Raw genomic sequence first — 22,803 nt, forward strand, 5'->3', positions numbered from 1 at the left:
AATCGCTGGGCCATAGCCAAGCGGTAAGGCAACGGACTTTGACTCCGTGATGCGCTGGTTCGAATCCAGCTGGCCCAGCCATTCTTATTTCATAAAAAAGTGTTATGAGCCATTAGCTCAGTAACGAAGATTGCATCCTCGAATTTGCTTCGAGTTGTCTCGACGCATATAGCTTCCTTGAATATGCTTGTAGAGGAAGAGACAGGTAGAGCGAATTGATACTTAGCGTGTTACCTCAGTTATGAGCCATTAGCTCAGTAGGTAGAGCATCTGACTTTTAATCAGAGGGTCGGAGGTTCGAGTCCTCCATGGCTCACCATATTTGCGGGTGTGGCGGAATTGGCAGACGCACCAGACTTAGGATCTGGCGCCTCACGGCGTGGGGGTTCAAGTCCCTCCACCCGCACTGATAAACACGCGGTCGTGGCGGAATGGCAGACGCGCTAGGTTGAGGGCCTAGTGGGGGCAACCCCGTGGAGGTTCAAGTCCTCTCGACCGCATTTTATTAAAATAAAAAACTGTTGACAACGATGAACTGAGTTGTTAAAATAAAGTTTGTCGCTCTCAAAAGATGCGCTCGTAGCTCAATTGGATAGAGCATCTGACTACGGATCAGAAGGTTAGGGGTTCGAATCCTCTCGAGCGCGCCATGATCGGGAAGTAGCTCAGCTTGGTAGAGCACATGGTTTGGGACCATGGGGTCGCAGGTTCAAATCCTGTCTTCCCGATTCGAAAAATCATATGCGGGTGTAGTTTAGTGGTAAAACCTCAGCCTTCCAAGCTGATGTCGTGGGTTCGATTCCCATCACCCGCTCCATGAAAAAGTTGAAATGAGAAACGGTATAATCTCGTTCCTTGAAAACTGAACGAAACGAAGCGCAAGCCAATCAACTTTCTTTTGGAGAGTTTGATCCTGGCTCAGGACGAACGCTGGCGGCGTGCCTAATACATGCAAGTCGAGCGGACCGAACGAGAGCTTGCTCTTGTTCGGTCAGCGGCGGACGGGTGAGTAACACGTGGGCAACCTGCCCGCAAGACCGGGATAACTCCGGGAAACCGGAGCTAATACCGGATAACACCAAAGACCGCATGGTCTTTGGTTGAAAGGCGGCTTCGGCTGCCACTTGCGGATGGGCCCGCGGCGCATTAGCTAGTTGGTGAGGTAACGGCTCACCAAGGCGACGATGCGTAGCCGGCCTGAGAGGGTGACCGGCCACACTGGGACTGAGACACGGCCCAGACTCCTACGGGAGGCAGCAGTAGGGAATCTTCCGCAATGGACGAAAGTCTGACGGAGCGACGCCGCGTGAGCGAAGAAGGCCTTCGGGTCGTAAAGCTCTGTTGTGAGGGACGAAGGAGCGCCGTTTGAATAAGGCGGTGCGGTGACGGTACCTCACGAGAAAGCCCCGGCTAACTACGTGCCAGCAGCCGCGGTAATACGTAGGGGGCGAGCGTTGTCCGGAATTATTGGGCGTAAAGCGCGCGCAGGCGGTCCTTTAAGTCTGATGTGAAAGCCCACGGCTCAACCGTGGAGGGTCATTGGAAACTGGGGGACTTGAGTGCAGGAGAGGAGAGCGGAATTCCACGTGTAGCGGTGAAATGCGTAGAGATGTGGAGGAACACCAGTGGCGAAGGCGGCTCTCTGGCCTGTAACTGACGCTGAGGCGCGAAAGCGTGGGGAGCAAACAGGATTAGATACCCTGGTAGTCCACGCCGTAAACGATGAGTGCTAAGTGTTAGAGGGGTCACACCCTTTAGTGCTGTAGCTAACGCGATAAGCACTCCGCCTGGGGAGTACGGCCGCAAGGCTGAAACTCAAAGGAATTGACGGGGGCCCGCACAAGCGGTGGAGCATGTGGTTTAATTCGAAGCAACGCGAAGAACCTTACCAGGTCTTGACATCCCCTGACAACCCAAGAGATTGGGCGTTTTCCCCTTCGGGGGGACAGGGTGACAGGTGGTGCATGGTTGTCGTCAGCTCGTGTCGTGAGATGTTGGGTTAAGTCCCGCAACGAGCGCAACCCTTGCCTCTAGTTGCCAGCATTCAGTTGGGCACTCTAGAGGGACTGCCGGCTAAAAGTCGGAGGAAGGTGGGGATGACGTCAAATCATCATGCCCCTTATGACCTGGGCTACACACGTGCTACAATGGGCGGTACAAAGGGCTGCGAACCCGCGAGGGGGAGCGAATCCCAAAAAGCCGCTCTCAGTTCGGATTGCAGGCTGCAACTCGCCTGCATGAAGCCGGAATCGCTAGTAATCGCGGATCAGCATGCCGCGGTGAATACGTTCCCGGGCCTTGTACACACCGCCCGTCACACCACGAGAGCTTGCAACACCCGAAGTCGGTGAGGTAACCCTTACGGGAGCCAGCCGCCGAAGGTGGGGCAAGTGATTGGGGTGAAGTCGTAACAAGGTAGCCGTACCGGAAGGTGCGGCTGGATCACCTCCTTTCTAAGGACGAAAAGCGGAAGCGCCGCGGTCGGCTCTCGAAGCCAAATGTTCTTCACCCGTAGGGGTGCTTGCACCCCGAGGGGGAAGGTTATTTGGCAGAAGAGAGCCAGGCGCTGGAGCTAGACATCACGAAAAGCGGAGGCCGTTAATGGCCAATCATTAACAAATTGCGCTTTCGTTTCGTTCAGTTTTGAAGGAATGAGAATTCCTTCAAATCGTTCCTTGAAAACTAGATAACCGGAAAAGCTGAGGTGCCGCGGTCAGCTCTCGAAGCCAAATGTTCTTCACCCGCAGGGGTGCTTGCACCCCAAGGGGGGGAAGGTTATTTGGCGGAAGAGAGCTAGGCGCCGCAGCTAGACAATAAGGAAGAAGCCGAAACGCGCTGTAGGTTAAGCTAGAAAGGGCGCACGGTGGATGCCTTGGCACTAGGAGCCGATGAAGGACGGGGCAAACGCCGAAACGCTTCGGGGAGCTGTAAGCAAGCGTTGATCCGGAGATGTCCGAATGGGGAAACCCCCTGCCCGTAATGGGGCAGGATCCATGCCTGAATCCATAGGGCATGGAGGGCACACCCGGGGAACTGAAACATCTTAGTACCCGGAGGAGAAGAAAGCAAATGCGATTCCCTGAGTAGCGGCGAGCGAAATGGGAACAGCCCAAACCAAGAGGCGTGCCTCTTGGGGTTGTAGGACCGCTCAGATGGGAGTGAGAAAGGAACGGGGTAGACGAACCGGTCTGGAACGGCCGGCCAGAGAAGGTGACAGCCCTGTAGTCGAAACTTCGTTCCCTCCCGAGCGGCTCCTGAGTACGGCGGGACACGGGAAATCCCGTCGGAAGCAGGGAGGACCATCTCCCAAGGCTAAATACTCCCTAGTGACCGATAGTGAACCAGTACCGTGAGGGAAAGGTGAAAAGCACCCCGGAAGGGGAGTGAAAGAGAACCTGAAACCGTGTGCCTACAAGTAGTCAGAGCCCGTTTATGGGTGATGGCGTGCCTTTTGTAGAATGAACCGGCGAGTGACGATGGCGTGCGAGGTTAAGCCGAAGAGGTGGAGCCGCAGCGAAAGCGAGTCTGAATAGGGCGTTTGAGTACGTCGTCGTCGACCCGAAACCAGGTGATCTACCCATGTCCAGGGTGAAGGCCGGGTAACACCGGCTGGAGGCCCGAACCCACGTACGTTGAAAAGTGCGGGGATGAGGTGTGGGTAGGGGTGAAATGCCAATCGAACTTGGAGATAGCTGGTTCTCCCCGAAATAGCTTTAGGGCTAGCCTCAAGGTGAGAGTCTTGGAGGTAGAGCACTGATTGGGCTAGGGGCCCTCATCGGGTTACCGAACCCAGTCAAACTCCGAATGCCAATGACTTATCCTTGGGAGTCAGACTACGAGTGATAAGATCCGTGGTCAAGAGGGAAACAGCCCAGATCGCCAGCTAAGGCCCCCAAGTGCACGTTCAGTGGAAAAGGATGTGGAGTTGCGAAGACAACCAGGATGTTGGCTTAGAAGCAGCCACCATTTAAAGAGTGCGTAATAGCTCACTGGTCGAGTGACTCTGCGCCGAAAATGTACCGGGGCTAAACGTGCCGCCGAAGCTGCGGGATGACCGTTGGTCATCGGTAGGGGAGCGTTCTAAGGGCATCGAAGCCAGACCGGAAGGACTGGTGGAGCGCTTAGAAGTGAGAATGCCGGTATGAGTAGCGAAAACAGAGGTGAGAATCCTCTGCGCCGAAAGCCTAAGGGTTCCTGAGGAAGGTTCGTCCGCTCAGGGTTAGTCGGGACCTAAGCCGAGGCCGAAAGGCGTAGGTGATGGACAACAGGTTGAGATTCCTGTACCACCTCCTTCCCGTTTGAGCGATGGGGGGACGCAGGAGGATAGGGTGAGCAGGCGGCTGGAAGAGCCTGTCCAAGCAGTAAGGCTGGCCAGTAGGCAAATCCGCTGGCCGTAAAGGCTGAGCTGTGATGGCGACGGATTTGATCCGGAAGTCCCTGATTCCACACTGCCAAGAAAAGCCTCTAGCGAGGGAAGAGGTGCCCGTACCGCAAACCGACACAGGTAGGCGAGGAGAGAATCCTAAGGCGCGCGGGAGAACTCTCGTTAAGGAACTCGGCAAAATGACCCCGTAACTTCGGGAGAAGGGGTGCTCTTTGGGGTGATGAGCCCCGAAGAGCCGCAGTGAAAAGGCCCAAGCGACTGTTTATCAAAAACACAGGTCTCTGCGAAGCCGAAAGGCGAAGTATAGGGGCTGACACCTGCCCGGTGCTGGAAGGTTAAGGGGAGCGCTTAGCGCAAGCGAAGGTGCGAACCGAAGCCCCAGTAAACGGCGGCCGTAACTATAACGGTCCTAAGGTAGCGAAATTCCTTGTCGGGTAAGTTCCGACCCGCACGAAAGGTGTAACGACTTGGGCACTGTCTCAACGAGAGACCCGGTGAAATTATACTACCTGTGAAGATGCAGGTTACCCGCGACAGGACGGAAAGACCCCGTGGAGCTTTACTGCAGCCTGATATGGAATTTTGGTATCGCTTGTACAGGATAGGTGGGAGCCAGGGAAGCCGGAGCGCCAGCTTCGGTGGAGGCGTCGGTGGGATACCACCCTGGCGGTATTGAAATTCTAACCCGCACCCCTTATCGGGGTGGGAGACAGTGTCAGGTGGGCAGTTTGACTGGGGCGGTCGCCTCCCAAAAGGTAACGGAGGCGCCCAAAGGTTCCCTCAGAATGGTTGGAAATCATTCGGAGAGTGCAAAGGCACAAGGGAGCTTGACTGCGAGACGGACAGGTCGAGCAGGGACGAAAGTCGGGCTTAGTGATCCGGTGGTTCCGCATGGAAGGGCCATCGCTCAACGGATAAAAGCTACCCCGGGGATAACAGGCTGATCTCCCCCAAGAGTCCACATCGACGGGGAGGTTTGGCACCTCGATGTCGGCTCATCGCATCCTGGGGCTGTAGTCGGTCCCAAGGGTTGGGCTGTTCGCCCATTAAAGCGGTACGCGAGCTGGGTTCAGAACGTCGTGAGACAGTTCGGTCCCTATCCGTCGTGGGCGCAGGAAATTTGAGAGGAGCTGTCCTTAGTACGAGAGGACCGGGATGGACGCACCGCTGGTGTACCAGTTGTCCCGCCAGGGGCACCGCTGGGTAGCTATGTGCGGAAGGGATAAGCGCTGAAAGCATCTAAGCGTGAAGCCCCCCTCAAGATGAGATTTCCCATCGCGTTAAGCGAGTAAGATCCCTCGAAGATGACGAGGTTGATAGGTCCGAGGTGGAAGCGTGGCGACACGTGGAGCTGACGGATACTAATCGATCGAGGGCTTAACCTAGAAAAGCGGAGGCCGCCCGCCTATCGGCGAGACGCGCTGGAGGGCCTGCGAGGAGGCTCGAACCAAGCAAAGCTTGGTTCTGCGTGGGTGGTGCCACAGGAGCGTATGCAATGTGTCGCCGCCACAGCAGGACCGAAGCGTCGCGAGCCGATGGCGGCCGGAGCTAGACAGTACGAAAAGCGGAGGCTTCTTCCCACCAAACGGTTATCTAGTTTTGAGGGAATGATCCCACAACTTCATATTGCCTAGTGGTGATAGCGGAGAGGAAACACCCGTTCCCATCCCGAACACGGAAGTTAAGCTCTCCAGCGCCGATGGTAGTTGGGGCCAGCGCCCCTGCAAGAGTAGGTCGCTGCTAGGCAATTCCATTCACCAGGGAGTAGCAACACGCCTAATTCCCTTTTTTCTTTTTTATGAGCCTAATTATACTAGGACTGTCCTTCAGGCTAAGCAAACGGTCTGATCAGGACAGTCCTTTTTGTCATCTCGACCCCGGAAGTGGAAATGGGAGAGCGCTCAATAGGTTCTTTTCGTGTCAATCTCGTTTTTGACGTTGAAAGTGGCAACATGATGTTTTGTTATGGTACAATTTCAAAAGCGAGAGTGAAGATGATAAAATGGAATAAGGTGGAACGTGATGGAGCAGTTGGAACTTATAGTGCATTCCCCTAAAGAGACAAAGGAGATCGCCCGACGACTAGCGGAACAGCTTGAGCCAGGAATGGTCATCGCCTTGGAAGGCGATTTAGGTGCAGGAAAGACGACATTTACGAAAGGGATTGCTGAAGGGCTAGGTATTACACAAAATGTCAACAGTCCGACGTTTACGATTATTAAGCAATACGAGGGGAGACTCCCGCTTTACCATATGGATGTGTACCGTCTTGAGGACGAGTGGGAAGACCTTGGGTTTGATGAATATTTTGCCGGCGATGGCGTTACAGTCGTTGAATGGGCGCATTTGATTGCAGGTCAGCTGCCGAACGAGCGGTTGACGGTTCATTTGTATCACCATGGCGATAGTGAACGAAAATTAGTGTTTGAACCGTTAGGGCAGCGTTACGAACAGTTATGTAAGGAGATTTTTGCGTCATGAAGATATTAGGAATTGATACTTCAAATATGCCATTGGGTATTGCCTTGATGGATGGGAATGTCATTAAAGGGGAAATCATCACGAATGTGAAAAAAGATCACTCAGCCCGGGCGATGCCGGCCATTGAATCGTTGCTTCGGCAGTGTGGGATTACCCCAGACGAGCTTGATTTGATCGTTGTTGCTAAAGGACCGGGATCATATACAGGGGTGCGGATCGGTGTAACGATTGCGAAAACGCTTGCTTGGTCGCTAGGCATCCCGATTGCCGGCGTTTCGAGCCTCGAAGTGCTCGCCGCTAATGGCCGTTATTTTCCCGGAGTGATCGTTCCGCTATTTGATGCGCGGCGCGGACAAATTTATACTGGTCTTTATCGTTATGAAGGCGGTGTGCTCCGCTGCCTTGAGGAGGACCGGATTGTCGCTGCTGATGAGTGGGCTCATCAGTTAAGTCAGCAGGGAGAGGATGTATTGTTAGTTGGTGTGGATGCGCCGTTATATAGTGAACTGTTTCGAAATCATTTAGGCGAGCGCGTTCATGTTGCCCCACCATCGTTGGCGTTGCCGCGCCCGAGTGAGTTAGTTATGCTTGGAAAAGAAAAAGAACGCGAGAACGCCCATGCGTTTGTGCCGAATTATATCCGTCTTGCCGAAGCGGAGGCGAAATGGCTCGCGAAACAAAAAGGGGAAGGAACCGATGGGGATCGATGTACAATTTCGTCCAATGACCATCCATGACATTGACGAGGTCGTACAAGTAGAACGGGCGTCGTTCACCGCACCGTGGAGCCGCGAGTCGTTTTATAATGAGCTGATGTACAATCGTTATGCCAAATATATCGTTATGGTGCACCGCGGACGGATCATCGGATATGGCGGAATGTGGCTTGTCATCGATGAAGCGCATGTGACAAACGTAGCCGTATTGCCACAATTTCGAGGGCAAAAACTTGGTGAAGCGCTGATGCGCCGCCTCATGGATCTCGCAAAACAGCATGGCGCGGTGACAATGACGCTCGAGGTACGTGTGTCCAACCATGTTGCCCAATCGTTGTACCGTAAGCTCGGGTTCCGCAATGGCGGCATTCGCAAACGGTATTATCCTGATAATTTTGAAGACGCACTAGTAATGTGGGTGAAATTGATATGAACGAAGACGTATACGTATTAGGCATTGAAACAAGTTGCGACGAAACGGCGGCAGCCGTTGTGAAAAATGGAAAAGAAATTGTATCGAATGTCGTCGCCTCACAAATGGAAAGCCATCGTCGATTTGGTGGTGTCGTGCCGGAGATCGCTTCGCGCCATCATGTCGAGCAAATTACGCTTGTGATTGAGGAAGCAATGCAACGAGCCGGGGTATCGTTTTCCAACCTTGATGCCGTGGCCGTGACAGCGGGGCCGGGCCTTGTCGGGGCGCTCCTTGTCGGAGTGAATGCGGCGAAAGCGCTGGCGTTTGCCCATGGGTTGCCGCTTGTCGGGGTGCATCATATTGCTGGCCATATTTACGCCAATCAGCTAGTGGCTGAGATGAAGTTTCCGTTATTAGCGCTTGTCGTTTCGGGCGGGCATACGGAGCTTATCTACATGGAAGAACACGGGAAGTTTACAGTGATTGGCGAAACGCGCGATGATGCCGCCGGTGAGGCGTATGATAAGGTGGCGCGGGCTTTGGGTCTTCCGTATCCAGGGGGACCGCATATCGACCGATTAGCTCATGAGGGCGAACCAGTCATTGATTTGCCGCGGGCGTGGCTTGAGGAAGGATCATATGATTTTAGTTTCAGCGGCTTAAAATCGGCGGTGCTCAATACGCTTCATAACGCAAAACAGCGCGGTGAGGAGATTGACCCGAAACACATGGCTGCGAGTTTTCAAGAGAGTGTTGTCGATGTGCTGGTGACCAAAACGGTGCAGGCGGCGAAACAGTACCGCGTTCGGCAAGTGCTGCTGGCCGGTGGGGTGGCGGCCAACCGCGGGCTGCGGTCCGCGCTACAAGACAAAATGAAGGAGCTTCCGGGCGTTGAGCTCGTTATTCCACCGTTGTCGTTATGCACCGATAATGCGGCGATGATCGCTGCAGCAGGAACAGTGCTGTATTGGCAAGGCAAGCGGTCTGATTTGGCTCTCAACGCCAATCCGGGCTTGCCGCTTGTTTAGTGTAAGAAGGGAAATAAAGAGGGGAAGACAGGGCGGTTGCTTGCAGCAGGCGAGCAAACCGCCTTTTTTGTTTGTGGGAACAAGCTTCGGCTGCTTGCGGCGAAAAGGGACTGTGTATATTTTTATCCACAGGTTGTGGACAATGTGGAAAAGATGAGAAAACACCATAAATATAAGGAGAATAAATACACAACGGTTTTTGCACAAAAAAAGAATTTTTTTTGTGGATAATGTGGAAAAGTTGGTGAATAACTTATATTTCATAGGTGTGATTGTGAATTGTTTTGTGGATAATGTGACTAACTTAAAAACAGCCCGCCAAAATAACGGGCGGGCTATCGGTTAGAGTGAAGAGTAAAGCTGTTCCCATTCAGCCAATAACTTTTCGACTTGCCGTTTTCGTTCCTCGTTTTCTTGCGATAACCGTTGTACTGTTTCATAATCGCCATAAATGGACGGATCACATAGCTGTTGTTCCACTTCAGCGATTTGCGCCTCAAGTGTTTCGATCTCGGCCTCGATTTCATCTAGACGGCGCTGGCGCTGGCGCTGCCGTTTTTTCTCTTCCTTTTCTTGCTTATAAGCGGATTTGCTCGATTCGTTGCTATCCTGCGTTTTGTCAGGACGGGCGTCAAGGCGCTCCAATTCGCACATCTCCGCTTTTTTGGCGATGTAGTAATCGTAGTCACCTAAATATTCGGTGAGGCCATCGCTCGATAGCTCAAACAGCTTTGTCGCAATCCGGTTAATGAAGTAGCGGTCGTGGGAGACGAACAAAATGGTGCCTGGATAGTCGATGAGCGCTTGCTCGAGCACCTGTTTGCTATCGAGATCCAAATGGTTGGTTGGCTCGTCCAAAATAAGAACGTTCGCTTTTTGGAGCATCAGTTTGGCGAGCGCTAGACGCGCTTTTTCCCCACCGCTTAACGCCGAGACTGGTTTTAAAACGTCATCTCCGGAAAACAAAAAGTTACCGAGCACGGTACGGATTTCCTTCTCGGTTTTATCTGGGTAGTCGTCCCATAGCTCATCCAGCACTCGTTTATTCGATGACAATTCGGCCTGATTTTGATCATAATAGCCGATTTGGACGTTTGAGCCGTAGCGAAGCTTTCCCGCTTGGACAGGAAGCCGCTGCGCGACCGCCTTTAGCAATGTTGATTTACCGATGCCGTTCGGTCCGACTAAGGCGACGCTTTCTCCTCGCGTGATGCGAAAGCTGATTTGGCGGATGACAGGTGTTCCTTCGCCGTAACCAACGGCTAGTTCCTCAGCGGTGAGTACTTCATGGCCGCTCGGCCGTTCAATTGTAAAGGAAAAGGATGCCGATTTTCCATCGCCAGTGGGGCGTTCAAGCCGTTCCATTTTTTCTAGTTGTTTTCGACGGCTTTGCGCGCGTTTGGTCGTCGAGGCACGGGCGATGTTGCGCTGGATAAAGTCTTGCAGCCGGGCGATTTCTTCTTGCTGTTTCTCATATCGTTTTAATTCTTGTTCATACTGTTCGGCCCGCTGCTCCAAATAGCGGCTGTAGTTGCCTGTATACCGCTTGAGCTTCGTGTTGGATAGCTCGTATACTTCCGTGACGACTTTATCCAAAAAATAGCGATCATGGGAAACGAGCAGGACGGCACCGGGGTACGCCTGCAAGTATTGTTCCAACCAGGAGAGTGTTTCAAGATCCAAATGGTTGGTCGGCTCGTCCAAAATCAACAAATCTGGCTTAGACAATAGAAGCTTCCCGAGAGCGAGACGTGTCCGCTGCCCACCGCTTAATGAGGAGATAAGCGTTGTTTTATAATCATAGGAAGAAAACTGCAGACCGTGTAAGACCGAACGGATGTCGGCTTCATATTGATAGCCGCCCTGTTCTTTATATTGTTCTTGTAGTTCGTCATACGCTTTGAGTATTTTTTCATAGCGGGCAGGGTCAGCGAGTACATCCGGGTCACCAAGTTGGGAGCCGAGTGCTGCTAGCTGCTTTTCGATGGCTAGAAGTGGCGCGAACACTTCGAGCATCTCGTCCCAAATAGAGCGCGACGAGTCAAGCCCGCTATTTTGTGCCAAATAGCCAATCTTAATATGACTAGGCTTGATGATTTCGCCGCTGTCATAAGAAAGTTCTCCGGCGATGATTTTTAACAATGTCGATTTTCCTGCGCCGTTGCGGCCGACGAGGGCGATTCGGTCACGGGATTGTACTTCTAGTTTTATATTCGATAAAATAAGGTCAGCGCCAAAATATTTCGTGAGCTGGTGCACTTGCAAAATGATCATGTCGTTTCACCTCTCGGAATAGTTTAACGTATGTCGCCAAAACGGTCAAAGACAGATAAACAAAAATCGTGTATAGTGTATAATTGGAGGAGATTGTTTTGTCGTCGTTTACTCATTTCAATGAGCAAGGCCGCGCGAAAATGGTCGATATTACGAACAAGGAAGATACGGTGCGGGTCGCAGTGGCAAAAACGAGCGTCACCGTCAGCGAAGAGATTTATGAAAAAATGACAAACAACGCCATCGAGAAAGGTGACGTGTTGGCAGTGGCCCAAGTGGCCGGGGTGATGGCAGCGAAAAAAACAGCCGATCTCATTCCGATGTGCCATCCGCTCATGTTAAAAGGTGTCGATATCGCATTTTCATGGGAAAACGAAGCGGATGCATATAAACTCGTCATCACCGCAACAGTGAAAACGAAAGGGAGCACAGGGGTGGAAATGGAAGCGCTGACGGCCGCCTCGGTATGTGCGTTGACGGTGTATGATATGTGTAAAGCACTTGATAAAGGGATGATCATCGGTCCGACGTATTTGGTCGAGAAAACGGGCGGAAAGTCCGGCCATTATCGACGGAAAACCGATTAGCTGGGGGATGAAATGATGAGTAACGAACAACCGAAAATTCCGCAAGCAACCGCGAAGCGGCTGCCGCTGTACTACCGGTTTTTGAAGAATTTGCATGCGTCAGGAAAACAGCGTGTGTCCTCCGCCGAATTAAGCGAGGCGGTCAAAGTCGATCCGGCGACCATCCGCCGCGATTTCTCGTATTTTGGCGCGCTCGGCAAAAAAGGGTATGGGTATAATGTCAATTATTTGTTGTCATTTTTCCGTCGGACGCTTGAAGAGGATGAAGTGACGGAAGTCGCCTTGTTCGGTGTCGGAAATTTAGGTACGGCCTTTTTAAACTACAATTTTTCCAAAAACAACAATACAAAAATCGTGATGGCGTTTGATGTTGATGAACAGAAAGTGGGGACGACCGTCGGCGGCGTGCCGGTTTACCATCTCGATGAACTTGAGGAGCGGCTTTGCGGAAACATTCCGGTCGCCATTTTAACTGTGCCAGCCGTCGCGGCTCAAGCGCTGACTGACCGCCTTGTCACCCAAGGGATTAAAGGCATTTTAAACTTCACTCCGGCACGGCTGAATGTGCCGAAACATATTCGCGTTCATCATATCGATTTAGCCATTGAATTGCAGTCGCTCGTCTACTTTCTGAGAAACTATCCATTGCCATCATAAAGGAGAGAATAAAGCGTGAAATACATTTTGATTGTCCTTGTGATTTTGTTGCTGTTTGGCACGAAAAAATTGCCGGAGCTAGGACGGTCGGTCGGCCAGTCGTTGCGCGAGTTTAAAGACGCGACGAAAGGGCTGACTGATGACGAGGAAAACAAAACTGACCGATGACAAGGCAGGATGGGGAAACGATGAACAACAAAGAAATGTCGGTGTATGAACATCTTGGTGAACTGCGGAAGCGGCTGATCATTGTACTCCTCTTTTTTGTCACGGCGCTCGTTGCCAGTTTCTTTTTTGCTGATGATGTCATTGTCTATTTGCAGCAAACGGCTGAGGCGAAGCAGTTGACGATGAACGCCTTCCGTCTCACTGATCCGATTAAGGTATATTTTCAGTTTGCCTTCGTGATCGCTGCTGTGCTGTCCGCCCCGGTGTTGCTGTACCAAATTTGGGCGTTTGTCAGCCCAGGATTGTATGAAAAAGAGCGGAAGGTGACACTCAGCTATATTCCGGCATCGATTTTTCTTTTTTTAGTTGGCGTCGGTTTTGCTTATTTTGTCTTGTTTCCGTTTGTCGTCCGGTTTATGAATGAGCTTGCTGATCGACTGGACATCCAACAAATGATTGGCATTAACGAATATTTTCAGTTTTTGCTCCATCTCGTGCTGCCGTTTGGTATCGTGTTTCAGCTGCCGATCGTCGTCCTGTTTTTCACCCGCTTAGGGCTCATTACGCCGCAGTTGCTTGTACGCATCCGCAAATACGCGTATTTGGCGTTGCTGATTTTGGCGGCAGCCATTACACCGCCTGATGTGTTGTCGCAGGTAATCGTCATGATTCCGCTCACGCTTTTATACGAAGGAAGCATCTGGATCGCCAAAATTGGCTACCGAAAGGCGCAGTTGGCGGCGGAACAAGAAAGCAGTGAGTAAGATCGTGCACAGCAAAAAGAGAGTGGTTATACAGAAAAAACCCTCCCCCAATGGGAGGGTTTCAACGTTTTGGGGCGAAAAACAGGCGGAAGGCGGTGCCAAAATCAAAGGCGGCAAACGCCGCCAAGGCGATAGTCGAAACGTTCCAAACCGTTTCATGAGCGCTTTTGATCGCCAAATACGTAAACAATACACCTAGGATGAAATACGGCAGTGAAAACAGCCGCGGCCGGCTCGTCATAGCCACAACCTCCAAAGCGCTAGCGGCAGTCCAGCTTGGCGCATCATTTTTTCTAACTCATCAGCCAACAAGATTTGAACTACGATCACAAACGTATTCATCGTCACATGGGCGAAAATCGGCACTAAAATGCGGCCGGTTTTCGCATATAAAAAGGCGAACGTCAGTCCCATTGCCGTATACAACAGCAAATGTTCCGGTTCCATATGGGCAATGGCAAAAAGAAGCGAGCTCACGAGCGCGGCCGGCCAAAAGTGATATTTTTCATAAAGAGAGCCAAAAATGATTTTGCGAAAAACAATCTCTTCCAAAATCGGGCCGATAATAGAAGCAACGATGACTAATAGCGGCGTCAAGCGGATGATATCAATGATTTGCCTTGTGTTTTCCGAACCCGGTTCAATGCCGAGCAACCGCCATTCAATATTGGCGGCGATGCTTTGGGCGATAAGTGCCAAAAAGACGCCAGAGATTGCCCACATCGATGACGAAGCGAGGGGAAGCTGTCGCATCCCTCGTTCATCGCGGACGCCGCGAAGCAGCCATAAAATGATGATTAAAGCCGCTAGAAAGCTGATGACCGCCCAATACCCGGAAGCAATCTTGGCGGCTTCGATAGGGCTTTTTGCGCTTTGGCCGATGCCGAGAGCATGCAGAAGCGGCACACCGATAAAGGAGGATAGCTGCATGGCGATGTATGTGATGATGACATACCAGTAATGGCGTTTCAAATCCTCTTACCCCTTTATTCAAATATATCCGTATTGTAACACATGTTTGGTGAAATGATAAGAAAAGCGCGTCAATGGAAGTTGATGCAGTCAACATAAAAAATGTCGAGTGCTGTTTATCGGTTTTGGAAATGTGCAATAATGAAAACGGGTTTCATGCCGGCGGATCCTAGGGTTAACAGCTGTTCAACTCATGTATTCTTTTTTCTCGGAAAAACAGTTATTTTTTTGTATTTCCTACTTGCAAAACTGAGAGAAGTTCATTAATATTATAAGTGTGTTAGCACTCGATAGTAACGAGTGCTAATAAGAACGGCGAAAACTATCGTTAAGGAGGTCGTTTCCCGTGTTGAAGCCATTAGGCGATCGCATTGTCATTGAAGTCGTGGAAACAGAAGAAAAAACGGCTAGCGGTATCGTGTTGCCGGATACGGCCAAAGAAAAACCGCAAGAAGGCCGCGTTGTAGCTGTTGGCACAGGCCGTGTGCTTGATAACGGTCAACGCGTTGCGCCGGAAGTTGAAGTCGGCGACCGTATCATTTTCTCGAAATACGCCGGCACGGAAGTTAAATACGACGGCAAAGAATACTTAATTTTGCGTGAAAGCGACATTTTAGCTGTCATCGGCTAATATATGCGTTTATGACATAGATATTCCAAAAACATACTTACTATTTCATACTTAATCTTTCTAGTATGCGGTTTCACTAATTTATAAGGAGGTAACGGGGTAATGGCAAAAGAAATTAAGTTCAGCGAAGAAGCGCGCCGTGCGATGTTGCGCGGGGTGGACAAACTCGCAGACGCAGTAAAAGTCACATTAGGTCCGAAAGGCCGCAACGTCGTATTGGAGAAAAAATTCGGTTCTCCGCTCATCACGAACGACGGGGTAACGATTGCGAAAGAAATCGAGCTTGAAGACCCGTTTGAAAACATGGGTGCGAAATTGGTCGCTGAAGTCGCTAGCAAAACAAACGACATCGCTGGGGACGGAACGACAACGGCTACTGTATTAGCGCAAGCAATGATCCGTGAAGGGTTGAAAAACGTTGCTGCTGGCGCCAATCCGATGGGCATCCGTCGCGGGATTGAAAAAGCAGTGGCTGTTGCTGTAGAAGAATTAAAAGCTATCTCGAAACCGATCAAAGGAAAAGAGTCGATCGCCCAAGTTGCTGCGATCTCGGCTGCTGACGAAGAAGTCGGTCAATTGATCGCTGAAGCGATGGAGCGCGTCGGCAACGACGGCGTCATCACCCTCGAAGAGTCGAAAGGTTTCACGACAGAACTCGACGTTGTCGAAGGAATGCAATTCGACCGCGGTTACGTTTCGCCGTACATGATTACGGATACGGAAAAAATGGAAGCTGTTCTTGAAAATCCGTACATCTTAATTACGGATAAAAAAGTATCGAACATTCAAGAGCTGTTGCCGGTTCTTGAACAAGTCGTTCAACAAGGCCGTCCGCTCTTGATCATTGCTGAGGACGTCGAAGGTGAAGCGCTCGCGACCCTCGTTGTTAACAAACTGCGCGGTACGTTCAACGCTGTTGCTGTAAAAGCACCTGGCTTCGGTGACCGTCGCAAAGCGATGCTCGAAGATATCGCGATTTTAACTGGCGGCGAAGTCATCTCTGAAGAGCTTGGTCGTGAACTGAAATCGACAACGGTTGCATCGCTTGGCCGTGCGTCGAAAGTTGTTGTCACGAAAGAAACGACGACAATCGTCGAAGGTGCTGGCGATTCTGAGCGCATTAAAGCACGCATTAACCAAATTCGTGCGCAACTTGAAGAAACTACTTCGGAATTCGACCGCGAAAAACTGCAAGAACGCTTGGCAAAATTGGCTGGCGGCGTAGCAGTGATCAAAGTTGGTGCGGCGACAGAAACTGAGTTGAAAGAACGCAAACTGCGCATCGAAGACGCGCTTAACTCGACTCGTGCTGCTGTAGAAGAAGGTATCGTTGCTGGTGGCGGTACGGCATTGATGAACGTCTACAGCAAAGTGGCTGCGATTGAAGCTGAAGGCGATGAAGCAACGGGTGTGAAAATCGTTCTGCGCGCCATCGAAGAGCCGGTTCGTCAAATCGCGCAAAATGCTGGTTTGGAAGGCTCGATCATCGTTGAGCGCCTGAAAAACGAAAAAGCAGGCATCGGCTTCAATGCTGCAACAGGTGAATGGGTAGACATGATCGAAGAGGGTATCGTTGACCCAACGAAAGTAACTCGTTCGGCATTGCAAAACGCTGCGTCTGTCGCTGCTATGGTCTTGACGACAGAAGCGGTCGTTGCCGACAAGCCAGAAGAAAACAAAGGTGGCGCCAACCCGGGTATGCCGGACATGGGCGGCATGATGTAATCCACCTAGTCAAAAAAGGAACACTGGGAATATTCCCAGTGTTCCTTTTCTTTTTGGAGAGGGGAAAAGTTATTCTCTCTTTCTATTGAATGGTGATAGGGAACGCGTAAATAGCGTCCCCCTCTTTCCAAGTGGCATGAATGACATAGATGTACGAGCCTTGCTGTTCAGGCAGCTCAATCGTTCCATTGGGAACTAACTGCCAGTCGACATCGTCGCCGTTCCATACGCCAGCTTCGAGTGTTGATGGGCGATAGTCAAATTGAACGCGAAGTTTTGCCCCCGGAGCAGCGGTATAGGGAGAGAGTTCTTTGACGAGCTGCGGTGGGGCGGCGTCAGCAGTAACTGCTCGTCGGCCTGTTGACCACGTATAAGTTCCAAGTCGGTGATCGACCGTTTCGCCGTTGATGGTTAACCTTCATTTTGGTGGTTCGATATTGCCGAACGAACAGCTGGCAGGCCATAGAAGCAAAATCAGACCCGGGGCCCATCGTATTCGCATAGAGAATTCCCCTTTTTAACCGATAGGTTGCATGAATTGAATACGTTCCCGAATGGCCTTTGATCCGGTGACTGAGCGTCCACTCGGAAGAAGGAGATAAGAGATGGATTGGAGTAAACGAGCGATAAAGAAGGATGTTGCAGCCGTTACTTATTTTTCCGCAACTTCGACTCTTTCCTTTTGCTTCTCCTTCTCCTTAGCTAGCTTCTTATCCCATTTAAATACTTTGTTGAGTAGTTTATAGATCGTTTTGCTTTCTTTGGCAAAGAGCGGTCCCAATATCGCGAGCATGAGAACGTAAAGAGCGGTAAAAGGAGTTAAGATAGGGTTTAACCCCGCTGTAATCCCTAGATTCGCAACGACAATAGAAAATTCCCCACGCGCCGTGATCGTTAAACCAATGTTTGTAGAGGCTTTGTAGGACAATCCAGCCTTTCTTCCGGCGATCATTCCCGCCACCATATTGGCTAGTAGAGTGACGATAACGGCTCCTAATGATAACCAAAACGCATGAATTAAGGTGGATGGTTCAATAGTCAAACCGAAACTAAAGAAAAAGATAGCTCCAAAGAAGTCGCGGAATGGAACAACTAAATGTTCGATTCGATCGCGGTGTTCGGTTTCCGAAAAGACAAGCCCCAGTAGTAAGGCCCCGATAGCTTCAGCGACATGAAGCGTTTCGGAAAAGCCGGCAACGAAAAAGAGAATAGCAAAGATAACGATGATGAATATTTCATCGGATTTGATATTTAACCATTTGTTCAGTAGAGGGGCACCTTTACGAGCGATGACAAAAAATAGCAGCATATAAGCAACAGATGTTAAAACCGATAGGCTGATTCCGAAAAAGGAGGTGGATCCAGCTAGCAAAACCCCTGACATCGTCGTCAAAAATAGGGCAAGGAAGATGTCATCAAAAAGGATCATCCCTAAAATGAGCTCTGTTTCAGGATTGGCCGTTCTCCTTAAATCGACGAGAACTTTGGCCACGATGGCACTTGATGATACACTGAGGAGCCCGGCAATCAGAAGGGTTTCCATCCATGGCATTCCTACGGTTTTGCCATAAACCAATCCTAAAACAAAGTTCATTATGACATAGATGCTGCCACCAACCACAATGTTTTTTCCGGACTTAATCAGCTTGCCGACAGAAAATTCAAGACCTAAATAAAACAGCAAAAAAAGTACCCCGATCCTCCCTAGAAACTGGATAATTTCATTACTTTCAATAAAAGTGAGGTCAATAATCCCAATTGTAGGGGCATGGGGCCCAACCAGCATGCCGATGATGATCAAAAACGGGATAATGGAGAAGTTTAATCTATTGGCAATGATGGATCCAATAGCGACTAAAACGAGTGCCGTTCCCACTTCCAGTACTAAGTGGTTCATTTATTCCCATCACTCCTTATTTGATAGTAGATGATTCATGATCTCCTTTATTTGTTGTCTTTCTCCAGACATGATTAATGTATCCCCAGCTTCAATCAACGTATTTGGACCAGGGTTATAAGATTTTTGAGAATGTTTCTTTTTGATAGCAATAACATTGACGCCGAAACGGTTTCTAATATCAAGCTCTCCAATTTTTTTATTTGCAGCAGGGGCGTTCGGCTCCACTTGAAACCACTCGATAATGAGATCGTCAAAGGCAAATTCCACTGTTTCGAGCGCTTTTGGTTTGTATGCCATTCCTCCAATGATCCCGGCAATTTGCCTTGCTTCTTGGTCGCTTAATGTCACACTGCTAACGACTTCATCATAATCATCTGCGTCAAAGTGATAAATTTCTCTTCGTCCATCGTCATGAATCACAATGACAAGTTTATCTTTGTTTCGAGTAATAATTTCAAATTTGTACCCAATTCCTGGAAGTTCACTTTCTCGAATATTCATCGCAAAATGTTCCTCCTTATTGATGGTTTATTTGTTTTTAAAGCGCCGTATGGATTATGGCGTCTAATATTAACAAATGTGCTAAGGATATGTTTTAGATTCAATCGTCAAATGAATATCCGCGTTGACGATGAGTAGTTTACCTATATGGGGTTCTTATTTTTGGGGTTTTGTGTAAATATAAACCATTTTCGGTTTATATTTAATAAAGATAACAAATGAACCCTTTCCTGTTATCTATTTTAGCTATAGTTATTATAACAGTAAAAAAGGTTCTTTTCACTGTTTTTGACTGAATTGTCTGCTTGAAGGGGGGGAGGGGGTAAAATATACTTGTTGGCTGCTCCGTCTGCTCATGTTCTCTTGTCATGTGATATATGAATATGTTTCGTTTTTCAAATTAGCATACATGCCGTTTGGCTTAGGAATTATCGCTGTCTTTTTTTGTCGTCTTTTCAGTGAACCGTCTCATCAACAAAGAAAGCGATGATGGAATGAGGATTTCCGAAAAGGACTTTAGTTGAGAGAATCCTCTCTCTTTCACGCATTCATGAATCCATCATTGTAGAGGCAGGTTTTTTCCGTAATCGTCTAGCGGACTAATGATTCAACCATACATGTGGCGTAAAAAAGCGCTGCTCTTTTTAGAGGTTGTAGAAGAAAATGAAGTTTTTCGCCGGCCTTCTGTGCCAAAATGGGAATACACATGTAATGCAGGAATACCTAAACAAAGGAGGACGACGTGATGAACGAACGAATAGAGCGCGACTCGCTTGGGGAGGTGCGGGTGCCGGCCGATAAATACTGGGGAGCGCAAACGGAGCGAAGCCGGCAAAACTTCCGCATCGGCAAAGAAACGATGCCGCTTGAACTCATTTATGCTTATGCCGAGCTGAAAAAAGCGGCGGCCATCGTCAACGAGCAAGCTGGAAAGTTGAGTGAAGCAAAGAGGCAGGCGATTGTGACGGCTTGCGACGAGATTTTGGCTGGCCAATGGGATGCACATTTCCCTCTTGTTGTTTGGCAGACGGGAAGCGGGACGCAGACGAATATGAACGTCAATGAAGTGGTGGCTAGACGGGCGAACGAGCTACTCCCTGACGGGGAGGAACGCATTCATCCGAACGACGATGTCAATATGTCGCAAAGCTCAAATGACACGTTCCCAACGGTGATGCATATCGCTATTTATACGAAAATTCAAACGCATCTTCTGCCGGCAATTGATCGTTTGATTGGCACGTTTGCGGCCAAAGAACGTCGCTATGAGAAGACGATCAAAGTTGGGCGCACTCACTTGCAAGATGCGACACCGCTCACATTTGGACAAGAGATTTCTGGGTGGCGGACGATGCTTGAGAAAAGCAAAACGATGATCGTGGAAGCGACCGACAAGCTGCTCGATTTGGCGATTGGAGGTACGGCGGTCGGCACAGGGCTTAATGCGCCGCCATCATTTGGCGAACAAGTGGCCAAACAGTTGCACGCCCAAACCGGCTATCCATTCCGCTCAGCAACAAATAAATTTCACGCGTTAACAAGCCATGATGAGATCGTTTACGTTCATGGGGCGTTGAAGGCGCTTGCGGCTGATTTGATGAAAATCGCTAACGATATCCGTTGGCTAGCGAGCGGGCCGCGTTCCGGGTTTGGGGAAATCGTGATTCCGTCGAATGAACCGGGCAGCTCAATCATGCCGGGTAAAGTGAATCCGACGCAAAGCGAGGCGATGACGATGGTTGCCGTGCAAGTGTTCGGCAATGATGCTGCGATCGGTTTTGCGGCAAGTCAAGGTAATTTTCAATTAAACGTGTTCAAACCGGTCATCGCTTATAACGCCATTCAGTCGGTGCAGTTGCTTGGCGATGCCATCCGCTCGTTTGATGAGCGATGTGCTCAAGGGTTAGAGGCAAATGAAACGAAAATGAAAGAGTACGTGGAGCGCTCGCTGATGCTGGTGACGGCATTAAGCCCGCATATCGGCTATGACAAAGCCGCGGAAATCGCTAAGCTTGCGCATCGCGAAGGATTGACGCTGAAAGAAGCGGCGTTGCAGACTGGGTATGTGACGGCCAAACAGTACGAGGAATGGGTAAGACCGGAGAAGATGATTTAACGGAACAAGACGATGAGTAGATAAGACTGGAGAGAATGGGTTAGCCAAAAACGCTCATCCCCTTTAAGCGGGATGAGCGTTTTTTAGTTGGAGCAGCCTTTCACTACTAGTTGGTTGCTTTGCAGCAGGCAAATGTTAAGTAAACAAACCAATGAGTTCATTAATCGACAAGACGGCAAACAGTGCTAAACACAGGGCGAGTAGCGCATTTGACAGCCAATGGTTCCTTCCTTCATCTGGAAGCGCTTTTTTCGAGTTGAGCAAGTAAAGCAGTGTGACGGCCAAAAACGGCATAAACAGCGCTCCAAGCGCCCCGTAGGCGATAATAAGACCGACCGGCTTGCCGATAAAATGTAAGAGCATCGGCGGAAAAGTGAGCCAAAAGACGTAGAAGCGAAACGCTTTCGACTGGTTGAGCGACTCGGTGCCAATCGGCGTTTTTCGCATGTTGCGAACAAAATCGGCGAACAAATAGGAAACGCCGTTCCAAACGCCGATGACGGATGTAAACGATGCCGACCAAAAACCAAGCAAAAAGAGCCACCGGGCGGCTGGATGCAGCTCATTGCCCATGATCGAGGCAAACGAGACAAGCCCTTGTTCGCCGTTGATCGAGGTATTCGTTCCGTAGAGAAGAGCGGCGCCTAAAATCAGGAGCGACAACGTAAAAATTGCTGTCACAATGTAGGCAACAGCGGAATCGTAACGCATTGGCGATACGTAGGACCGGCCTTTCCAGCCATTTTCCTGAAGCCAATATCCGTAAGACGCCATGGTAATCGAGCCGCCGACGCCTCCGATCAGCCCGAGAGCATACAAAAGCGACCCTTTTGGCAAATCAGGAACGGCGGTTTTCCAAAGATCGTTCAGCTGTGGCAACACAAGCAGTGCCGAACCAACAACCGTCACAAACATCAGTCCGACGAGCACGTTCATCACCCGTTCAAACAGTTGGAACCGCCCCGACCAAGTGATGGCAAAACCAGCGAGGCCATGGATGATTGCCCACGCCCAAAGCGGAATCGATGGGATCATCGCCGACATCGCAAGCGCGCACGATGATGTGCCCGCCGCTCCGTAAACAAATCCCCAAATGATCGCATACACCCCAAAGTAGATGGACGCCCATTTCCCCATCGATTGCCAGCCTTCGAAAATCGTTTTTCCGCTTAATAAATGCCAACGTCCAACTCCTTCGTTCAGCACGAATTTGAACACAGCCCCGACGATAATCGCCCACATGAAAACAAGGCCATAGTTCGTTCCTGCGACAAGAGCAGCGACTAAGTCGCCGGCTCCGACTCCGGTGGCGGCGACGATCAACCCAGGGCCGATCATCTTCCACTTCGATTTCCCCATTTTTTCTCCTCCCCTTTGTTGCAAATCGATTCCAAAAGTTGTGTATATTCGATATCATATTAATAGTATAAACTATATATTGTCTACCTCTAAAAGTCCCATGGATCTCCATAAAAGGAGTTTGA

The 22,803-nt window shown here is 50.1% G+C and carries 17 protein-coding genes, 7 tRNA genes and 3 rRNA genes; 21 read left to right on the top strand and 6 right to left on the bottom strand.

Annotated elements, in window-relative coordinates; genetic code table 11:
- Nucleotides 1–6 precede the first annotated feature (6 nt).
- From IC804_RS11135 to tsaD, 14 genes are all read left to right on the top strand, one after another.
- Nucleotides 7–81: transfer RNA gene (locus tag IC804_RS11135), tRNA-Gln, on the top strand.
- Nucleotides 82–243: 162 nt separating this feature from the next.
- Nucleotides 244–319 (top strand) — tRNA-Lys (locus IC804_RS11140).
- A gap of 5 nt (nucleotides 320–324) precedes the next feature.
- Nucleotides 325–406, top strand: a tRNA-Leu gene (locus IC804_RS11145).
- 11 nt (nucleotides 407–417) lie between these two features.
- A tRNA-Leu gene (locus IC804_RS11150) sits at nucleotides 418–500 on the top strand.
- A 73-nt stretch (nucleotides 501–573) separates the two neighbouring features.
- A tRNA-Arg gene (locus IC804_RS11155) sits at nucleotides 574–650 on the top strand.
- 4 nt (nucleotides 651–654) lie between these two features.
- Nucleotides 655–728: transfer RNA gene (locus IC804_RS11160), tRNA-Pro, on the top strand.
- Nucleotides 729–743: 15 nt separating this feature from the next.
- Nucleotides 744–817 (top strand) — tRNA-Gly (locus tag IC804_RS11165).
- 78 nt (nucleotides 818–895) lie between these two features.
- Nucleotides 896–2,453: ribosomal RNA gene (locus IC804_RS11170) — 16S ribosomal RNA — on the top strand.
- Nucleotides 2,454–2,840: 387 nt separating this feature from the next.
- Nucleotides 2,841–5,769: ribosomal RNA gene (locus IC804_RS11175) — 23S ribosomal RNA — on the top strand.
- Nucleotides 5,770–6,013: 244 nt separating this feature from the next.
- Nucleotides 6,014–6,130: ribosomal RNA gene (rrf, locus tag IC804_RS11180) — 5S ribosomal RNA — on the top strand.
- Together the 16S, 23S and 5S rRNA genes with 7 tRNA genes alongside form the textbook arrangement of a ribosomal RNA operon.
- A gap of 276 nt (nucleotides 6,131–6,406) precedes the next feature.
- On the top strand, nucleotides 6,407–6,865 hold the full coding sequence (gene tsaE / locus IC804_RS11185; protein ID WP_008882028.1) for a tRNA (adenosine(37)-N6)-threonylcarbamoyltransferase complex ATPase subunit type 1 TsaE: 459 nt from the start codon (nucleotides 6,407–6,409) through the stop codon (nucleotides 6,863–6,865).
- On the top strand, nucleotides 6,862–7,602 hold the full coding sequence (gene tsaB, locus IC804_RS11190; RefSeq protein WP_011886671.1) for a tRNA (adenosine(37)-N6)-threonylcarbamoyltransferase complex dimerization subunit type 1 TsaB: 741 nt from the start codon (nucleotides 6,862–6,864) through the stop codon (nucleotides 7,600–7,602). Before tsaE ends, tsaB begins: the two co-directional genes overlap by 4 nt.
- The gene (gene rimI, locus IC804_RS11195) at nucleotides 7,562–8,014 is read left to right on the top strand and encodes a ribosomal protein S18-alanine N-acetyltransferase (protein WP_008882026.1); all 453 of its coding nucleotides are present in this window, start codon (nucleotides 7,562–7,564) and stop codon (nucleotides 8,012–8,014) included. The genes tsaB and rimI overlap by 41 nt, the downstream gene beginning before the upstream one ends.
- Complete coding sequence (gene tsaD / locus IC804_RS11200; protein WP_008882025.1) at nucleotides 8,011–9,024, top strand: tRNA (adenosine(37)-N6)-threonylcarbamoyltransferase complex transferase subunit TsaD; 1,014 nt, start codon at nucleotides 8,011–8,013, stop codon at nucleotides 9,022–9,024. The genes rimI and tsaD overlap by 4 nt, the downstream gene beginning before the upstream one ends.
- Nucleotides 9,025–9,366: 342 nt before the next feature.
- Here tsaD and IC804_RS11205 read toward each other — a convergent pair whose 3' ends face one another.
- Nucleotides 9,367–11,298, bottom strand: coding sequence for an ABC-F family ATP-binding cassette domain-containing protein (locus IC804_RS11205; RefSeq protein ID WP_011886672.1), 1,932 nt, complete (start codon nucleotides 11,296–11,298; stop codon nucleotides 9,367–9,369).
- A 98-nt stretch (nucleotides 11,299–11,396) separates the two neighbouring features.
- Between IC804_RS11205 and moaC the strand changes: the two genes are divergently transcribed.
- From moaC to tatC, 4 genes are read left to right on the top strand one after another with little or no spacing between them, the layout of a single operon-like run.
- Nucleotides 11,397–11,885: a cyclic pyranopterin monophosphate synthase MoaC gene (moaC, locus tag IC804_RS11210; protein ID WP_008882022.1), complete on the top strand. Its 489-nt coding sequence runs from the start codon at nucleotides 11,397–11,399 to the stop codon at nucleotides 11,883–11,885.
- Nucleotides 11,886–11,900: 15 nt separating this feature from the next.
- Nucleotides 11,901–12,542, top strand: a complete 642-nt coding sequence (locus tag IC804_RS11215) for a redox-sensing transcriptional repressor Rex (RefSeq protein WP_011886673.1) — start codon at nucleotides 11,901–11,903, stop codon at nucleotides 12,540–12,542.
- Nucleotides 12,543–12,557: 15 nt separating this feature from the next.
- The gene (gene tatA, locus IC804_RS11220; RefSeq protein ID WP_008882020.1) at nucleotides 12,558–12,710 is read left to right on the top strand and encodes a twin-arginine translocase TatA/TatE family subunit; all 153 of its coding nucleotides are present in this window, start codon (nucleotides 12,558–12,560) and stop codon (nucleotides 12,708–12,710) included.
- Between the two features lie 20 nt (nucleotides 12,711–12,730).
- Nucleotides 12,731–13,474 (top strand): twin-arginine translocase subunit TatC, encoded by a 744-nt coding sequence (tatC, locus tag IC804_RS11225; RefSeq protein WP_008882019.1) that lies wholly within the window; start codon nucleotides 12,731–12,733, stop codon nucleotides 13,472–13,474.
- A 61-nt stretch (nucleotides 13,475–13,535) separates the two neighbouring features.
- On the opposite strand, the gene IC804_RS11230 is transcribed toward tatC, so the two are convergent.
- Both IC804_RS11230 and IC804_RS11235 read right to left on the bottom strand, forming a co-directional pair.
- Nucleotides 13,536–13,715 carry a DUF4305 domain-containing protein gene (locus IC804_RS11230; protein ID WP_008882018.1) on the bottom strand — a complete coding sequence of 60 codons (180 nt, stop codon included), beginning with the start codon at nucleotides 13,713–13,715 and terminating at the stop codon, nucleotides 13,536–13,538.
- Nucleotides 13,712–14,446 (bottom strand): CPBP family intramembrane glutamic endopeptidase, encoded by a 735-nt coding sequence (locus IC804_RS11235; protein WP_008882017.1) that lies wholly within the window; start codon nucleotides 14,444–14,446, stop codon nucleotides 13,712–13,714. The genes IC804_RS11230 and IC804_RS11235 overlap by 4 nt, the downstream gene beginning before the upstream one ends.
- A gap of 346 nt (nucleotides 14,447–14,792) precedes the next feature.
- On the opposite strand from IC804_RS11235, the gene groES reads away from it, so the two are divergent.
- Both groES and groL read left to right on the top strand, forming a co-directional pair.
- Nucleotides 14,793–15,077, top strand: a complete 285-nt coding sequence (groES, locus tag IC804_RS11240; RefSeq protein WP_008882016.1) for a co-chaperone GroES — start codon at nucleotides 14,793–14,795, stop codon at nucleotides 15,075–15,077.
- A gap of 102 nt (nucleotides 15,078–15,179) precedes the next feature.
- Nucleotides 15,180–16,802 carry a chaperonin GroEL gene (gene groL / locus IC804_RS11245; protein WP_008882015.1) on the top strand — a complete coding sequence of 541 codons (1,623 nt, stop codon included), beginning with the start codon at nucleotides 15,180–15,182 and terminating at the stop codon, nucleotides 16,800–16,802.
- 652 nt (nucleotides 16,803–17,454) lie between these two features.
- Here the strand turns inward: groL and IC804_RS11250 are convergent.
- Together IC804_RS11250 and IC804_RS11255 are read right to left on the bottom strand one after the other, a co-directional pair.
- Nucleotides 17,455–18,699, bottom strand: a complete 1,245-nt coding sequence (locus IC804_RS11250) for a cation:proton antiporter (protein ID WP_008882014.1) — start codon at nucleotides 18,697–18,699, stop codon at nucleotides 17,455–17,457.
- A 9-nt stretch (nucleotides 18,700–18,708) separates the two neighbouring features.
- A complete protein-coding gene (locus IC804_RS11255; RefSeq protein WP_008882013.1) occupies nucleotides 18,709–19,203 on the bottom strand; it encodes a cation:proton antiporter regulatory subunit in 495 nt (164 codons plus the stop codon).
- A 745-nt stretch (nucleotides 19,204–19,948) separates the two neighbouring features.
- Here IC804_RS11255 and fumC point away from each other — a divergent pair.
- Nucleotides 19,949–21,319, top strand: a complete 1,371-nt coding sequence (fumC, locus tag IC804_RS11260) for a class II fumarate hydratase (RefSeq protein WP_008882012.1) — start codon at nucleotides 19,949–19,951, stop codon at nucleotides 21,317–21,319.
- A gap of 135 nt (nucleotides 21,320–21,454) precedes the next feature.
- Here the strand turns inward: fumC and IC804_RS11265 are convergent, their stop codons facing one another.
- Nucleotides 21,455–22,678 carry an Nramp family divalent metal transporter gene (locus IC804_RS11265; RefSeq protein ID WP_008882011.1) on the bottom strand — a complete coding sequence of 408 codons (1,224 nt, stop codon included), beginning with the start codon at nucleotides 22,676–22,678 and terminating at the stop codon, nucleotides 21,455–21,457.
- Between the last annotated feature and the right edge of the window lie 125 nt (nucleotides 22,679–22,803).

The organism is Geobacillus sp. 47C-IIb (assembly GCF_014679705.1).
Classification (GTDB): domain Bacteria; phylum Bacillota; class Bacilli; order Bacillales; family Anoxybacillaceae; genus Geobacillus; species Geobacillus thermodenitrificans.

Excerpts from the sequence above, each read along its gene's own strand:
- tatC (WP_008882019.1), top strand. The coding sequence starts at position 12,731 with ATGAACAACAAAGAAATGTCGGTGTATGAACATCTTGGTGAACTGCGG.
- IC804_RS11250 (WP_008882014.1), bottom strand. The coding sequence starts at position 18,699 with ATGAACCACTTAGTACTGGAAGTGGGAACGGCACTCGTTTTAGTCGCT.
- IC804_RS11265 (WP_008882011.1), bottom strand. The coding sequence starts at position 22,678 with ATGGGGAAATCGAAGTGGAAGATGATCGGCCCTGGGTTGATCGTCGCC.
- IC804_RS11255 (WP_008882013.1), bottom strand. The coding sequence starts at position 19,203 with ATGAATATTCGAGAAAGTGAACTTCCAGGAATTGGGTACAAATTTGAA.
- fumC (WP_008882012.1), top strand. The coding sequence starts at position 19,949 with ATGAACGAACGAATAGAGCGCGACTCGCTTGGGGAGGTGCGGGTGCCG.
- IC804_RS11215 (WP_011886673.1), top strand. The coding sequence starts at position 11,901 with ATGAGTAACGAACAACCGAAAATTCCGCAAGCAACCGCGAAGCGGCTG.
- rimI (WP_008882026.1), top strand. The coding sequence starts at position 7,562 with ATGGGGATCGATGTACAATTTCGTCCAATGACCATCCATGACATTGAC.
- tsaB (WP_011886671.1), top strand. The coding sequence starts at position 6,862 with ATGAAGATATTAGGAATTGATACTTCAAATATGCCATTGGGTATTGCC.
- groL (WP_008882015.1), top strand. The coding sequence starts at position 15,180 with ATGGCAAAAGAAATTAAGTTCAGCGAAGAAGCGCGCCGTGCGATGTTG.
- IC804_RS11205 (WP_011886672.1), bottom strand. The coding sequence starts at position 11,298 with ATGATCATTTTGCAAGTGCACCAGCTCACGAAATATTTTGGCGCTGAC.
- tsaE (WP_008882028.1), top strand. The coding sequence starts at position 6,407 with ATGGAGCAGTTGGAACTTATAGTGCATTCCCCTAAAGAGACAAAGGAG.
- IC804_RS11230 (WP_008882018.1), bottom strand. The coding sequence starts at position 13,715 with ATGACGAGCCGGCCGCGGCTGTTTTCACTGCCGTATTTCATCCTAGGT.
- tsaD (WP_008882025.1), top strand. The coding sequence starts at position 8,011 with ATGAACGAAGACGTATACGTATTAGGCATTGAAACAAGTTGCGACGAA.